Genomic DNA, 13,663 nt, shown 5'->3' with positions numbered 1-13,663 from the left:
TCATGCTTTAAGCCCTCGGACGAGTAGAGTCGGGTCATGAGTCAACAGGAACCAGAGCGAGAGTCCGAGTCGGAGCCCTACGCCGGAGACAAGGACTCAGACCTCCGGAGTACTGACGTTACCGAGGGCCGGGACCGCGCGCCCCATCGGTCGATGTTCCGCGCGATGGGGTTCGACGACGAGGACCTCTCGTCGCCGATGATCGGTGTCCCCAATCCGGCGGCGGATATCACGCCGTGTAACGTCCACCTCGACGAACTGGCCGAGTCGGCCATCGAAGGCATCGACGAGGCAGGCGGCATGCCCATCGAGTTCGGCACGATCACCATCTCCGATGCCATCTCGATGGGAACCGAGGGGATGAAATCCTCGCTGATCTCCCGGGAGGTCATCGCCGACTCCGTCGAACTCGTCTCCTTTGGCGAGCGCATGGACGCCCTCGTCACCATCGGCGGCTGTGACAAGAATATGCCCGGGATGATGATGGCCTCGATCCGGACCGACCTGCCCTCCGTGTTCCTCTACGGTGGGTCGATCATGCCCGGCGAACACGACGGCCGCGAGGTCACCATCCAGAACGTCTTCGAGGGCGTCGGCGCCGTCGCCGAGGGCGAGATGTCCGACGAGGAACTCGACGACCTCGAACGGAACGCCTGCCCCGGTGCGGGGTCCTGTGGCGGTATGTTCACCGCCAACACCATGGCCTCGATCAGCGAGGCCATCGGCTTCGCACCGCTCGGGTCGGCTTCACCGCCCGCCGAGGACGAGTCCCGCTACGAGGTGGCGCGTGAAACCGGCGAACTCGTCGTCGACGTCGTCGACTCACGGCGCAAGCCCTCCGATTTCCTCTCGCGGGAGTCCTTCGAGAACGCCATCGCGCTCCAGGTGGCTATCGGCGGGTCGACCAACGCCGTCCTCCACCTGCTGGCGATGGCCGCCGAGGCTGGTATCGACCTCGACATCGAGGACTTCAACCGCATCAGCGCGCGGACGCCGAAGATCGCCAACCTCCAGCCCGGGGGCGAGCGAGTGATGAACGACCTTCACGAGGTCGGCGGCGTCCCGGTCGTCCTGCGTGAACTCCTGGATGCCGACCTGCTCCACGGCGACGCGCTCACCGTCACGGGCGAGACGATGGCTGAGGCGCTCGACCGCTACGATCCGCCCGCTGTCGCCGACCTGGACGCCGACTTCCTGCATACGGTCGACGACCCGATCCACGAGCGTGGCGCCATTCGTATCCTCTCGGGCAACCTCGCGCCCGAGGGGGCGGTCATCAAGATCACCGGCGAGGACCACCTCCACCACGAGGGCCCCGTCCGGATCTTCGACGACGAGGAAAACGCCATGGAGTACGTCCAAGAGGGTCACGTCGACTCCGGGGACGTGATCGGCATCCGGAACGAGGGGCCTCGCGGCGGGCCCGGGATGCGCGAGATGCTCGGCGTCACGAGCGCCGTCGCCGGCCAAGGTCACGCCGAGGACGTGGCTCTCTTCACCGACGGCCGCTTCTCCGGCGCGACCCGTGGCTTCTCCATCGGCCACGTCGCCCCCGAGGCGTTCGTGGGCGGGCCAATCGCCGCACTGGAAGACGGCGACGTGATCACTATCGACGTCGACGACCACGAACTCTCGGTGGATCTCAGCGACGCAGAAATCGAGGGGCGACTGGAGGGGTACGACCCCGAACCGAACTACACCGGCGGCGTGCTGGCGAAATACGGGCAGATGTTCGGGTCGGCGGCAAACGGCGCGGTAACCGATCCGGGCGCGAAGGACTGATTACCGCGGCGGGCACGGCGTGGCGGCCACCGCGACGTTCGGGACGGTACCGGTCACTGATCGCCGGCCCACGACTCGCGGAGTAGCTCCACGGTGAAGACACTCCCCTCGGGGTCGTTGTCTTCGACCCAGACCACACCGCCGTAGCGCTCGGCGAGTGTCCGGACGAGGTAGAGTCCCAGTCCAGTTCCCTCGCTGTCGAGGCCTTTCTCGCCCTCCTCGAAGATCTGCTCTTTCTGGTCGTCGGAAACCCCCGGCCCGTTGTCCGCGACGTGGACCCGGACGGCCTCGTCGTCGACGCTCACCGAAACGGTGGTTTCGGGAAGCTCCTTGTCGTTGTGGACGATGGCGTTGTTCAGCAGGTTCCGAAACACCGACGCGAGCATATCGTCGGCCAGCACCTCGACGTCCGGAATCGGTCCGTCGACGGTGACGATGGCGCGTTCGTGGCTAGTTCGGATCTCGTCGACCTGCTCTCTGAGGAGAGGGCGGAGATTCATCGGGGTGCGGTCGGCCTCCGAGCGGAGCAACACCTTGGTGACGTCGCCGGCGGTCTGGGTGATGTCGACGGCCTCGCGGCCCGCCTCTAGGATCTGTCGGAGATATTTGGCTCCGTCGTCCTCGACGTAATGCTCTAGCACGTCGCCGTAGGCAATCACGAGTTGGAGGGCGTTGCGGACGTCGTGGCGCACGACCTGATTGAGCACTTCGAGGTTGTCACGCTGGCGTTCGAGGGTCTGTTCGTACATCTTGCGCTCGTCGATGTCGAGGTGGATGCCGACGGCGCGCAGCGGCTCACCGTCCTCGTCGCGATTGACGACCCTTCCGATATCGCGAATCCACTTCCAGCGTCCGTCGGCGGTTTTCATCCGGTGTTCCGTGTCGTAGAGGTCGGTTTCGCCAGCCAGATGTTTGTCGAGTGTGTCCTCGACGCCGCCGAGGTCGTCGGGATGGACGCGCTGTTCCCAGGCCGCGAGTCGAGGCTCGATTTCGTCGAGCGAGTGGCCGAGAATCCGGGCCCACTGCTCGTTGAACTCCACCTCGTCGGTGGTCATGTCCCAGTCCCAGATGCCGAGGTTCGCACCCTCGACGGCGAGTTCCAACCGCTCCGTGAGGCGTTGAAGCTCCTGTTCACGCCGCTTCTGTTCGGTGATGTCGGTCGAGACGCCACAGATCCCCGTGATCTCGTCGCCCTCGTAGACGGGGGACTTTCGCGTAAGCCGGACGGTGTTCCCCACGGCCGTCGGGACCGTCTCCTCTATTTCGGTTACCTCACCGGACTCGATGACCTGTCGGTCGTCCGCTCTCGCCTCTTCGGCGACCCCTGGAGGGAGGAGATCGTAGTCGGAAAGCCCGACGATATCCCGATCTTCGGCGTTGAACAGTTCGCGACACGCCTGGTTCATCATGAGATATTGGCCGTCGGTGTCTTTCAGGAACACGGCCGCGGACATGGTATCCAAGACGGTCTCGAACTGGCTGTGGATGTGCTGGAGTTCCCGTTCGTGGGTCTTTCGTTCCGTGATATCCCGGGCGACCCCGACGATCTGTGAGACCTCGCCGTCGTCGATGATCGGCGTCAGTTTCGTCTGCCAGTGGCTCGTCCCACCCGGAAAGGTGAGCGCCTCCTCGTACTCGATCGTCTCCGCCCGTTCGGCACAGCGGCGATAGTTCGCCGCGACGGCCGCACCCTCCTCCGCACCGAGCAGTTCCCTCGGGGACTGTCCGCGGAATTCGTCCTCCGAAATCCCAGTTCGTTGTCGGTGCGAAGCGTTGTTCCGTCGGAAAATAAACCGGTAGTCGCCATCCACCCGCTTGACGTCGACCAGAAAGACAGCATCCTGCATCTCGCGGAAAATCGTCTCGTAGACAGCCCCCGAGGCGCCCTCGAAGGCTCGCATCTCCCCGTCGTCGGAATCTTCGTACATCACGCTCTCTCTACGTAAACTACGTCACACCGGGATTTATATTCGGGGATCGGCGTCGGCCGTCGGACGAGGGCGTCACACGACTAGTCGGACAGGTGGCGTAGCGTCTCGTGAACGCCGACGACCATCGTCGGAACGATCAGCATGAACAGATGTTCCTCCAGCGGGATACCGAGCAGGTCGATCCCCGTCCGCATCGGAATCGCGAAGACGCCGACGGTGAGGGTGTACCAGTCCCAGACGTAGGCGAAGGGGTAGAGGACGGCGACGGTTCGGGCGGCCGCCCGCACCGCGTTTGCCCGCACCACCAGCGCGACGGCGACGGTCCCCCACAGTAGCTCCGTGGCGAGGTAGGTGTAGGGACCGAGGACGGTGAGGTCGGGCGCCGAGAGGCCGGCGAGCGGTCGGAGCCACACGGCGACAACGAGAAGCGCAAAAAAGAGGTAGGACGCCCGCACGAGCAACATCGTCGCGGTCTTGGGGTCGCCTCGCCGGGCGATCAGCGCGACGACGGCGAACGGGAGGACGGCGAGCGCGGAGCCTCGCGGGACGACGCCGGTAGCGGCGAGTGCGAGGACGGCCATCATGCCCGCGCCCATGAGTCGGCCGGCGACGACCCGTGCCCGGTCGCGGCCGACGACCACCGCGACCGTCCGCTTATCGACCGAACGGTCGTAGGCGTAGTCGGTGGTGTCGTCGACGACCTTGATCCCAGCGAGGACGACGACGAAGACGGCGGCGAAAGCGACGACGGCCGTCGAGAGGCCGCGGGTCTGGACGTAGTAGCCGCCGAGGAGGGCAAAGCCGATGCCAGCCGGGTACCCGAGAGTCGCGCCGAGAGGGTTGGTGTCGAGTTGCGGGGCGTGGAGGACGGCCACCAGCCACCCGGGGAGGGCGAGGGCGGCTGCGACGGGGTCGACGAGAGTCCCGAGAGCGGCGACGCCGACGAAGAAGGCGGCACTCGACCCGAGGATGGCGAGGTGACAGCCACGCCGGGTGAGTGGGTGGTCGTCGTCCTCGTCACGACGGTGGAAGTCGACGAGGCCGTCCTTGACGTGAGCGGTGTAGAGCGCGGTGAAGGCGACGGCGAGGTGGAGGATAGCGAGGCGAGGCGCGACGAAGCCGCCGAGAACGGCGCCGAATCCGGAGGCAGCAAGTGGCGGGGCCATGAATACGGGGTGGACCTGTGAGGCGACGGCGCCGACGGCCGCTCGCGGGCCGGCGCCGTGTCGGGCGATAGCCATGCTGCGTGGGTATGTACCACACCCACATATACTGCCGGCCGCGACGTTTTAGGTGGCGGCGGCGACGACACGGCGTGTGGCCGGAACCCCGCATCACGCGCTCGGCGGCCCTCTCCCGACGGCGGCGGTAGCGACGGCCGTTGCCGTCGTCGTCGTGGCGCTCGTCGGCCGGTCGCCGCGGGATGCCCGCTCGCTCGTACTCCGCGGCGGGGCGGCGTACAGTGGTGGATTCCTGCTGCTGTGGGCGGGAGTTCGCCTCCTCAGCTGGCGGTTCGCGGTCGATCCGCGGGACTCGCCGCTCGTCGCGTTCGTGATCCTCGGCGGCGCGGCGCTCGCACTCGCGGTCCAAGGCGGCCTGCCGCTATATCTCCATACGAGTCGCGGATTGTGGGCCCCGGTCGTCTGGCTGTTCGGGATCAGTTGGTTCTGTACGTACACCTTCCTCCGCGTCGGGGGCGAGGCCGGCGCCTTCTTTCTCCTCTTGCTCTGGACGCTCGCCGTCGTCCCAGCCGCGGTGGTCGGTCTCGCGCTCCTCAGTGGCCTCGAACTCGGCGTTCGGCGGGGTCGCCGGGACGGGTGGCCGTAAGCGGTGGGGAGCGCATCGCTTATGCCGACCGGGAAGCACCGAGTGTGCATGACGACCGCACGGGAACGACAGGGGCCGCTCGATGGGCTGCGGGTGGTCGACTGCTCGGGCATGATCGCCGGCGGGTTCGCCACGACACAGCTCGCGGACTTCGGCGCCGACGTGATCAAGGTCGAACACCCCGACGGGGGCGACCCGCTTCGAGAGTGGCCGCCGTACGCGGAGCGTGAGGCACAGGGTTCCGCGGACGAAACCGGGGAGCAACGCGCCACCGACGAGCGGGGCGTGTCACTCTGGTGGAAGTCCATCGGCCGGAACAAACGCTGTGTGACGCTGGATCTGAGCGCCGCGGAGGGAAGCGCCCTGCTGCTCGACCTGATCGCCGACGCGGACGTGCTCTTCGAGAACTTCCGGCCGGGGACGATGGAGCGGTGGGGGCTGGGCCCCGAGCGTCTGCACGAGGAGAACCCGGGGCTGATCGTCGTCCGGCAGTCGGGGTACGGCCAGACGGGGCCGAAATCGAACAAGCCGGGCTTTGGCACCGTCGCAGAGGGCGTCTCGAACTGGGCACAGGTCAACGGCTTTCCGGACAGCAAACCCCTGTTGCCGCCGATCAGCCTCGCGGACCTCACCGCGGCGAACGTCGCCGTCCAGGGGGTCATGTTCGCGGTCTTCGAGCGCGACGTGGGTCGGTCGGGAGGCAGCGGCGAGGGGCAGGTGATCGATATGAGCCTCTACGAGCCGCTCTTTCGGCTCTTTCTCTCGGAGGTGGAAGCGTACGACCGCCTGGGAGAGACCCGGGAGCGGATCGGCAACCACCACGAGAGTGCGGCGCCGCGGAACGTCTACGAGACGGCCGACGGCTACATGACCCTGTCGGCGTCGGCGCAGTCCATCTTCGAGAACGTGGCCGAGGCGGTCGGGCGGCCGGACCTGGTCGAGGACCCGCGCTTTGCCGACAACGAGGCGCGTGTCGAACACGCGGACGAACTCGACGAGGTGATCGAGGCGTGGACGCGAGAGCGGTCGACCGAGACGGCCATCGCCGAGATGGAGGCCGCGGACGCCATCGTTGGCCCGGTCTACGACATGGCCGACATCTTCGCGGACGAACAGTACGCCGCCAGGGACAATATCGTCGAGGTCGAAGACGAGGACCTCGGATCGCTGAAGACCGCGGGGCCGGTGCCGCGGTTCACCCGAACGCCCGGCGCGGTCGACCACGCCGGACCGAGACACGGCCAGCACAACGACGAGGTGTATCTGTCCGAACTCGGCCTCGACGAGTCGGAGTTCGACCGCCTCCGCGACGCGGGCGTGATCTGATGCCGGTCGCGCTCCGCGACGTGACGATCAGGGAAGGGGCACAGATGCCCGGGCGGACGTACGCCGTCGAGGACCGGGTGGCCGCCGGGCGGGCGCTCGACCGACTCGGGGTGGACGCCGTCCAGGCCGGCTTCCCCGCCGTCGGCGAGACGGACCGGGCGGCGATCCGCCGTCTCGCCGCCGACGACGACGTGGCAGCGGACGTCGTCGGCATCGCCCGTGCGCGGGTCGCTGACGTGGAGGCCGCACTCGACGCCGAGGCCGACGTGATCGAGGTATTCGTTCCCACCTCCGACCGGCAACTGGAGCACGTCCTCGGGGAGTCCCGCGAGATGGCGCTGTCGATGACGGGCGAGGCGCTGGATCGCGCCCGCGAGGGCGGGGCGCGCGTCCACCTCACGCTCGTCGACGGCTTCCGGACCGACCCCGAACATCTCTCGACGACCTTCGAGGCCTTCCCGTCGGTGCCGACGGTCACGGTGGCGGACACGGTCGGGGCACGGACGCCGGATCGGGTGCGAGCCTTGGTGGCCGACCTCCGGGATCGGGGGGTCGACGGGGACCGTCTGGGCGTCCACTTCCACGACGACCTCGGGGTGGCGACGGCGAACACGCTCGCGGCGGCGGCCGCGGGGGCGACGACGGCGGATGTGAGCGTCGCGTCACTTGGCGAGCGGGCGGGCAACGCGGCACTAGAGCGGGTGGTAGTGGCGGACGCCGTCGACGGCCCGGGCGGCGACGAGAGCGTCGTCGCCGTCGACCGGAGTGATCTTGTGCCTGTCTGCGAGACGGTGCTCGACGCGCTCGGCGAGTCGGTCGATCCGCGGACGCCGATCCTCGGTGAGGCGGTGACGACCCACGAGTCGGGCATTCACACCGCGGCGATGCTGCGCGATCCGGGCACCTTCGAGCCGTTTGACCCGGCCGACTTCGGCGGCGAACGCCGCCTCGTCTTCGGCCCGGGGAGCGGCCGCGGAAGCGCCCGCGCGCTTCTCGACCGGGCGGGGATCGACCCGACCGACGAGCGGATCGACCGCCTGCTCGGGGTGCTGGCCGAGCGCGGGCCGATGGACGCCGCGGCGGCCGCGGCGCTCGTCGAGACGGCGTTTCGTGACGTGTGAGCGCGGCTCACGGAACGGATTTACGACGCCGGACCCTTTCGAGTCTATGAACTACGACACTGCCCTCGACCGGGCGTACGACACGTTGCCGGAGCGAACGCGCGAGGCGGGGGACCGCCTGCAGGTTCCGGACCCGGAGGGGCAGACCGACGGCGCCTTCACCCGCTTGACGAATCTGGGCGACATCGCGGCGGCGCTGGACCGCGAGCCGGAACACCTCCACCGCTCGATCCAGCGAGAACTCGGGACCAACGGTCAGTTCGACGGCGACCGAGCGCGGTACAACGGCTCCTTTACCGTCGACGAGTTCGACGCCGCCGTCGACGCCTACGTCACCGAGTACGTCACCTGCTCGGAGTGTGGCCTGCCGGACACCAACCTCGTCCGCGAGGACGGCGTCGACATGCTCCGGTGTACGGCCTGTGGTGCGTTCCGGCCGGTCGCCAAGCGGCCGAAACAGACCGCCGACGCGGGCCAGCCCACCCTGGAAGAGGGACAGACCTACCAGCTCCAGATCACGGGCACGGGTCGGAAGGGCGACGGCGTGGCCGAGCGCGGCAAGTACACCATCTTCGTCCCTGGCGCCCAGGAGGGGCAGGTCGTCGAGGCGTACATCGACAACATCAGCGGGACGCTCGCGTTCGCACAGCTAGCCTGAATCGAAACGCATAGCCCGAGGGACGGCGTCGTCGGCCCATGCGACTGGCGCGTATCTCCACCCCGCACGGCACGCTCACCGGCGAGTACGACGACGGCGTCGTCCACGCCGACGGCGACACGTACACTCTCGGCGAGGACGCCCACCTGATGGCGCCCTGTGATCCGACGGCGCTCTTCTGTACCGGCCGGAACTTCGGCGCGAAGATCGACCAGATGGGTGAGGGCGACCGCCCGGACCGCCCGGACTGGTTCGTCAAGCCACCCCACGCGCTCCACCCGCCGGAACAGCCGATTACGTACCCCGACTGGGTGGACTCGTTCACCTACGCGGGCGAGTTGGCGGCCGTGATCGACGAACAGTGTCACGACCTCTCGGTCGACGAGGTTGACGACGCCCTGCGAGGGTATACGATTCTGAACGACCTCGACGCCTACGAGCAGGATCGGCGGACGGCTCGGAAGGCCTTCGACGGGTCGGCACCGCTCGGGCCGTGGATCGAGACCGACGTCGACCTCGACGGGATGGCGATGGAGACGGTCATCTCGGGCGAGCAGCGGCAGTCGGCGACGACCGACGAGATGATCTTCTCGCCGCCGGAAATCGTCGCCTTCCTCTCGGAGCGGTACACCTTCCGTCCGGGCGACGTGATCTCCTTCGGCAGTCCGGCCAATCCGGGGTTGATCGAGCGTGGGGACACCGTCGAGATCACCTACGAAGGCGTCGGAACGCTGCGGAACACGGTCGTCTAGCCGGGGCCGTAACGCCTTTCGTCGCCGCGGCCGCTGAGAGCACATGGCCGAACGTCTCGACCTGTCGGACGGGTTCGACGTCCACGACTACCGGTCGCGGCTGAAACTCCAGACACAGGACGGGTCGTCGATGTACCTCGAAAACCGGGAGGGACTCGGCTGCCCCGCCTGTGGCCGGCCGTTCGAGCGGCTGTTCGTCTCCGAGGACGACCGGGTCACCTTCGGCAACCCGCCGGACGCGCCGTTCTGTCTGGCTCGCACGCGCGAAAAGCTACTCTTGTTGACCCACTGAGCGCGAGCGGAACCGAAAAGCGTGAAGGTGTACGGAGAGAAGCGGTCGGACGATGTACGAGGACATTCTGGTCCCGACGGACGGGAGCGAGTCGATGGACGCGGTGGTCGAACACGCGGCCGACATCGCGGGACGACGCGACGCGACGGTACACGTGCTATACGTGGTCGACGACCGCTCGTTCCTGACGCTGCAGGACGGGATGAAATCGAACGTGGAAGACGAACTCCGGGCGGAAGGCGAGACGGCGACCACGTCGGTCACGGACCGACTGGAGCGCGACGGTCTCGCGGTCCGGGCGGATATCAGGAAGGGCAACCCCGCCGACGAGGTGCTCGCCTACGCCGACGAAGCGGACATCGACCTCGTCGTGATGGGCACCCACGGCGCCGACTACGAGCGGAACATGCTCGGCAGCGTCTCACAGAAGGTCGTGACGATGTCCGACGCCCCGGTGCTCACCGTCAACATCGCCGAGCAGGACTAATCCTCGGCGTCGAAATCGAGCGCGACGGAGTTGATGCAGTAGCGCTCGCCGGTGGGGTCGGGGCCGTCCTCGAAGACGTGCCCGAGGTGACCGCCACACTGGGCACACAACACCTCGGTCCGCTGCATTCCGTGACGGGAGTCCGTCTCTAGCTCGACGGCGCCGTCGACGGCGTCATAGAAACTCGGCCAGCCGGTGCCGGAGCCGAACTTGGTGTCCGACTCGAACAGGGTCGCCCCGCATCCCGCACAGGCGTAGGTGCCGTCCGCCTTCTGATCGAGGTGGTCGCCGCTGAACTTGGGTTCGGTGCCGCGCTCGCGCAACACGTGATACGCGTCTTCGTCGAGGCGCTCACGCCACTCCGCGTCGGACAGGTCCGCAGGGTCGGTCATACAGGTGGTAGGGGAGCCAGACACATAGCCTCGGCGCCGCGGGCGGACGGCCCGTTCGTCGCTCAGGCCTCGCGTCGGGTCGGGACACCCTCGACGTCGAGTAGGTCGGTCAGGCCGTCGAGTTCGTAGGTCGGCTCGGCGGACAGCTCGTACGACGCGCGGTGGGGACGACGGACGAAGGCGGCGTCGAGGCCGGCCGCCCGCGCCGCGAGCACGTCGGATTCGCTGTCCCCGACGAACAGCGCCGTCTCGACGTCGAGGTCGGCAAGCGCCTGTCGGAGGTAGTAGGGTTCGGGCTTCTTGCGGGCCAGACTACGAACGGTCGGCGCGCGCCCATAGGCCGTCCCGAAGAGGTCGCGGGTGGCGAAAAAGTCGTGCATGAACTCGACGGTGTCCTGCTGGTTCGAACTGACGATGCCGCGGGGGGCGTCGATGGCGCGGACGGCGTCGAAGTCGTCGTAGAGCGTCGCCCGGCCGTCACGGAGCGCCGCCCGTTGGGCGTGCGAGGAGTGGTAGTCGCGGGCGCGCCAGAAGCGTTCGGGGGCGAGGTCGTACCGCTCGCACACCGTCGCGAGGAGGTCAGGCGTGACGCCGACCGCGAGTCGGTCGACGTCGTCCGGGTCGGGGTCGGAAACGCCGAGGGCGTCGAAGGCCTCCCACGTGGCCCGTCGGAGGACCGAGCGCCCGATCGGTTCCACGAGGACGCCGTCGTTGTCGAACAGGACCGCCTCGTAACCCATACGACGACGTAGGGGTCGGCGGCGAAAAGCGTTTCACCGGCGTGGACGCCGCGGGGTTTAATCCCCCTCGCCCACCATATCAGCGTCGATGGTCGACGACCGTGTCGGACGGCGGACGCTTCTCGGCGTCGGGATCGGACTCCTGTCGTCACTCGCTGGCTGTTCGGGACTATTCATCGAACCGGAGTCGACGACGGCCACGCCCGGCGGCGGGACACCGACACAGATGGCGACGCCGCAGCCGACATCCACGACGACCGAAACGGTCGAGACGACGGCGACGGCCACCCCCACCGCTGCGCCACTGCCGAACGACGTCATCGAGGTCCGAAACCGGGAACTCGTCGTCAGGCGGAGTCAGCTGGAGTCGTTCGCGTTCGTGGACTACCGGTTCGACGTAGAGAACGTCGGCGACCGGACGGTTCGGGACGTCGAGTTCCGGGTCGACGTTCGGTACGAACACGAGGACATCTCACAGATCGTCGCGACGGACTTCCACCGGTTCGTCTTCGACCCGCAGGACGAGTCCGACGGCGACGAGGAGAGCGACGAGTCCGGGGAGGGACTCCAGACAGACGAGACTGACCGGGTCCGCGAGACCATCCGATTCGAACGCGACGAGCGGGACGAAGGGTGGACGAACACCGAACGGTACGCTCTCGAACTCGCCGTCCGTCGGATTCGGTACCGCTGACTACCCTCCACAAGATACTTCATTTGGGGAAAGGTACCGGTTCACAATGGAGAGGCAGTCGAGACGGCGACGGACGCTCCGACGGGCAGTCGTCGGACTCGTCGTCGGGAGCCTCTTGCTCACGTCGGGCGTCGGAGGCGGTGGCGCGGCGGCACAGAGCGCCGACGGCTTGACGTTCGCCGACGCATCGACGACGGAACCGCGGGGCGACGTGGCGCGTCTCTCGTTGCGGATCGGTGACCGTGACCGGCTGACGCTGATGGTTCGGGCCCCCGATGGGGCGTACGACACGCGGGTCCGTGCCACCGACGCGAACGACGACGGGCAGGTGACGGTGTCGGTCAACACGTTCCAAGCCGGCCGGACGGCCGACGAATCGGTCGCGTACGCCGTCGGAGCGGGCGACCGTCTCACGTCGGTCAGACGCCGCACCGACCGCCTCGACGGGTCGTTGCCCGCGGGCCGGTACAACCTCGTTGCGGTTGCGGGAAGCGACAGTACGTCGGCGACGCTGGTCGTGGAACCGAACCGGGTCGGAGCGGCGACGACGGCGACCGCACCGCGGGACCGTCTCGGCGGCGACGCCGCCGCAGTTCCGGAGACGGAGCGATTCGCGACGGGCCGTGTCGCCGTCGGCGACCACGCCGTCGTGTCGATCAACGCCAGCGGCCTCGGGGGCGTCCTCGCGTCGACCCCTCCACCCGGGCGGAACCTCGTATACCCGACCGACAGTATGCCGGGCGCGACGACGACACACACCGTTCGGATCGAGGCCACCCGGATGGTCGAACCGGAGACGGTCACCGTCGAGTACGATGCCGGCACGCCACGACGGCTCGGTCACCTCGATGCCGACGAGGTCCGCCGACTGGGGATCGACCGTGACGGCGACGGAATCGTCGAGAGGGATCTTCGATCCGCCGTCGCGGCGGTCGAGTCGACCGAACACACCCTGCGGATCGACCTGTCGACCGACGCCACCCTCGCCGCGAACGAGACGTTGCTCGTGCAGTATCGGGCGACGAACCCGACGGAGGCGGGGAGATACGGGGTCCACGCCGCCGTCGACGGGGCCGTCGAGCACGACGGAACGGTCGTATACGGGGTGGCGGGCCGCGGGACGCTGGGGTACGGGATCGACCTCGGGGTGACCACGACGGGCAACCGGACGGTCGTCGATCCGCTCGCCGCCGTGACGTATCATTACGCGGACGGCCGCCTGTACGCCCTCCTGAACACGTCGGCGCTGGCCGCGGGCGAGCGCTACGGCGTCGGCCTGATCCGGTGGGGCGTGAGTCCGCTGGCGGCCGAGACGGAGTCGACAGGTGCGAGCGTACAACTCACGGAACGGCGGGCGACGGTCGTGGCGCCAACCCCCGAGACCCCGCCCGTCGCGGGGGGCGAAACGACCGTCCGAGCCGAGACGACGCTTGCGCCCACCACCGAGGTGGTCGTCACGGTGAGCGACACGGGGTCGAACGCGTTCTTGTTTCGGCGAGCCACGCGCGTCGGTTCCGACCGACGCCTCGCAGCGACGTTCGATTTGCCGGAGAGCGCCGCGGGGCGGTCGGTTACCGTTCGGATCGTCGACGGCGGGCGGGTCGTAGGCGAGCGACGGGCGACAGCCGAGGCGAATCGTTAAGTCGGTCGGTTCCCGACAG

14 protein-coding genes are annotated in these 13,663 nt (G+C 68.0%); 10 read left to right on the top strand and 4 right to left on the bottom strand.

Annotated elements, in window-relative coordinates; all coding sequences use genetic code 11:
* Positions 1-36 precede the first annotated feature (36 nt).
* A complete protein-coding gene (gene ilvD, locus NO878_RS15325; protein WP_256406843.1) occupies positions 37-1,782 on the top strand; it encodes a dihydroxy-acid dehydratase in 1,746 nt (581 codons plus the stop codon).
* Between the two features lie 53 nt (positions 1,783-1,835).
* Here ilvD and NO878_RS15320 read toward each other — a convergent pair whose 3' ends face one another.
* Together NO878_RS15320 and NO878_RS15315 are read right to left on the bottom strand one after the other, a co-directional pair.
* Positions 1,836-3,710, bottom strand: coding sequence for a sensor histidine kinase (locus tag NO878_RS15320; protein WP_256406842.1), 1,875 nt, complete (start codon positions 3,708-3,710; stop codon positions 1,836-1,838).
* Between the two features lie 83 nt (positions 3,711-3,793).
* Positions 3,794-4,954 carry a lycopene cyclase domain-containing protein gene (locus NO878_RS15315; protein ID WP_256406841.1) on the bottom strand — a complete coding sequence of 387 codons (1,161 nt, stop codon included), beginning with the start codon at positions 4,952-4,954 and terminating at the stop codon, positions 3,794-3,796.
* 76 nt (positions 4,955-5,030) lie between these two features.
* Between NO878_RS15315 and NO878_RS15310 the strand changes: the two genes are divergently transcribed.
* The 7 genes from NO878_RS15310 to NO878_RS15280 are packed head-to-tail and all read left to right on the top strand — an operon-like array spanning position 5,031 to position 10,176.
* The gene (locus NO878_RS15310; RefSeq protein WP_256406840.1) at positions 5,031-5,540 is read left to right on the top strand and encodes a hypothetical protein; all 510 of its coding nucleotides are present in this window, start codon (positions 5,031-5,033) and stop codon (positions 5,538-5,540) included.
* Between the two features lie 48 nt (positions 5,541-5,588).
* Complete coding sequence (locus tag NO878_RS15305) at positions 5,589-6,866, top strand: CaiB/BaiF CoA transferase family protein (protein ID WP_256406839.1); 1,278 nt, start codon at positions 5,589-5,591, stop codon at positions 6,864-6,866.
* Positions 6,866-7,987 (top strand): LeuA family protein, encoded by a 1,122-nt coding sequence (locus NO878_RS15300; protein ID WP_256406838.1) that lies wholly within the window; start codon positions 6,866-6,868, stop codon positions 7,985-7,987. Before NO878_RS15305 ends, NO878_RS15300 begins: the two co-directional genes overlap by 1 nt.
* A 46-nt stretch (positions 7,988-8,033) precedes the next feature.
* The gene (locus NO878_RS15295) at positions 8,034-8,645 is read left to right on the top strand and encodes a translation initiation factor IF-2 subunit beta (protein WP_256406837.1); all 612 of its coding nucleotides are present in this window, start codon (positions 8,034-8,036) and stop codon (positions 8,643-8,645) included.
* A gap of 38 nt (positions 8,646-8,683) precedes the next feature.
* The gene (locus NO878_RS15290; RefSeq protein ID WP_256406836.1) at positions 8,684-9,397 is read left to right on the top strand and encodes a fumarylacetoacetate hydrolase family protein; all 714 of its coding nucleotides are present in this window, start codon (positions 8,684-8,686) and stop codon (positions 9,395-9,397) included.
* Between the two features lie 43 nt (positions 9,398-9,440).
* Entirely contained in the window at positions 9,441-9,689 is a 249-nt protein-coding gene (locus NO878_RS15285) for a DUF7385 family protein (protein ID WP_256406835.1), read from the top strand.
* A 52-nt stretch (positions 9,690-9,741) separates the two neighbouring features.
* Positions 9,742-10,176, top strand: coding sequence for a universal stress protein (locus NO878_RS15280; protein WP_256406834.1), 435 nt, complete (start codon positions 9,742-9,744; stop codon positions 10,174-10,176).
* On the opposite strand, the gene msrB is transcribed toward NO878_RS15280, so the two are convergent.
* Together msrB and NO878_RS15270 are read right to left on the bottom strand one after the other, a co-directional pair.
* Positions 10,173-10,568, bottom strand: coding sequence for a peptide-methionine (R)-S-oxide reductase MsrB (msrB, locus tag NO878_RS15275; RefSeq protein WP_256406833.1), 396 nt, complete (start codon positions 10,566-10,568; stop codon positions 10,173-10,175). The two genes, NO878_RS15280 and msrB, sit on opposite strands and share 4 nt — an antisense overlap.
* A gap of 62 nt (positions 10,569-10,630) precedes the next feature.
* On the bottom strand, positions 10,631-11,308 hold the full coding sequence (locus NO878_RS15270; protein ID WP_256406832.1) for an HAD family hydrolase: 678 nt from the start codon (positions 11,306-11,308) through the stop codon (positions 10,631-10,633).
* Positions 11,309-11,396: 88 nt separating this feature from the next.
* Between NO878_RS15270 and NO878_RS15265 the strand changes: the two genes are divergently transcribed.
* Both NO878_RS15265 and NO878_RS15260 read left to right on the top strand, forming a co-directional pair.
* A complete protein-coding gene (locus NO878_RS15265; protein WP_256406831.1) occupies positions 11,397-12,002 on the top strand; it encodes a hypothetical protein in 606 nt (201 codons plus the stop codon).
* Between the two features lie 46 nt (positions 12,003-12,048).
* Positions 12,049-13,644 carry a DUF7827 domain-containing protein gene (locus tag NO878_RS15260; RefSeq protein WP_256406830.1) on the top strand — a complete coding sequence of 532 codons (1,596 nt, stop codon included), beginning with the start codon at positions 12,049-12,051 and terminating at the stop codon, positions 13,642-13,644.
* Positions 13,645-13,663: the final 19 nt, after the last annotated feature.

The organism is Haloplanus ruber, from assembly GCF_024494725.1.
GTDB classification, from domain to species: Archaea; Halobacteriota; Halobacteria; order Halobacteriales; family Haloferacaceae; genus Haloplanus; species Haloplanus ruber.
The sequence above is the reverse complement of the archived record's forward strand: the minus strand, read 5'-3'. Positions and strand labels throughout refer to the sequence as shown.

Bases quoted from the DNA above. Each gene is read 5' to 3' on its own strand.
- NO878_RS15320 (WP_256406842.1), bottom strand. From the start codon at position 3,710: ATGTACGAAGATTCCGACGACGGGGAGATGCGAGCCTTCGAGGGCGCC.
- NO878_RS15280 (WP_256406834.1), top strand. From the start codon at position 9,742: ATGTACGAGGACATTCTGGTCCCGACGGACGGGAGCGAGTCGATGGAC.
- NO878_RS15260 (WP_256406830.1), top strand. From the start codon at position 12,049: ATGGAGAGGCAGTCGAGACGGCGACGGACGCTCCGACGGGCAGTCGTC.
- NO878_RS15305 (WP_256406839.1), top strand. From the start codon at position 5,589: ATGACGACCGCACGGGAACGACAGGGGCCGCTCGATGGGCTGCGGGTG.
- NO878_RS15265 (WP_256406831.1), top strand. From the start codon at position 11,397: ATGGTCGACGACCGTGTCGGACGGCGGACGCTTCTCGGCGTCGGGATC.
- NO878_RS15315 (WP_256406841.1), bottom strand. From the start codon at position 4,954: ATGGCTATCGCCCGACACGGCGCCGGCCCGCGAGCGGCCGTCGGCGCC.
- msrB (WP_256406833.1), bottom strand. From the start codon at position 10,568: ATGACCGACCCTGCGGACCTGTCCGACGCGGAGTGGCGTGAGCGCCTC.
- NO878_RS15295 (WP_256406837.1), top strand. From the start codon at position 8,034: ATGAACTACGACACTGCCCTCGACCGGGCGTACGACACGTTGCCGGAG.
- NO878_RS15285 (WP_256406835.1), top strand. From the start codon at position 9,441: ATGGCCGAACGTCTCGACCTGTCGGACGGGTTCGACGTCCACGACTAC.
- NO878_RS15300 (WP_256406838.1), top strand. From the start codon at position 6,866: ATGCCGGTCGCGCTCCGCGACGTGACGATCAGGGAAGGGGCACAGATG.
- ilvD (WP_256406843.1), top strand. From the start codon at position 37: ATGAGTCAACAGGAACCAGAGCGAGAGTCCGAGTCGGAGCCCTACGCC.
- NO878_RS15270 (WP_256406832.1), bottom strand. From the start codon at position 11,308: ATGGGTTACGAGGCGGTCCTGTTCGACAACGACGGCGTCCTCGTGGAA.
- NO878_RS15290 (WP_256406836.1), top strand. From the start codon at position 8,684: ATGCGACTGGCGCGTATCTCCACCCCGCACGGCACGCTCACCGGCGAG.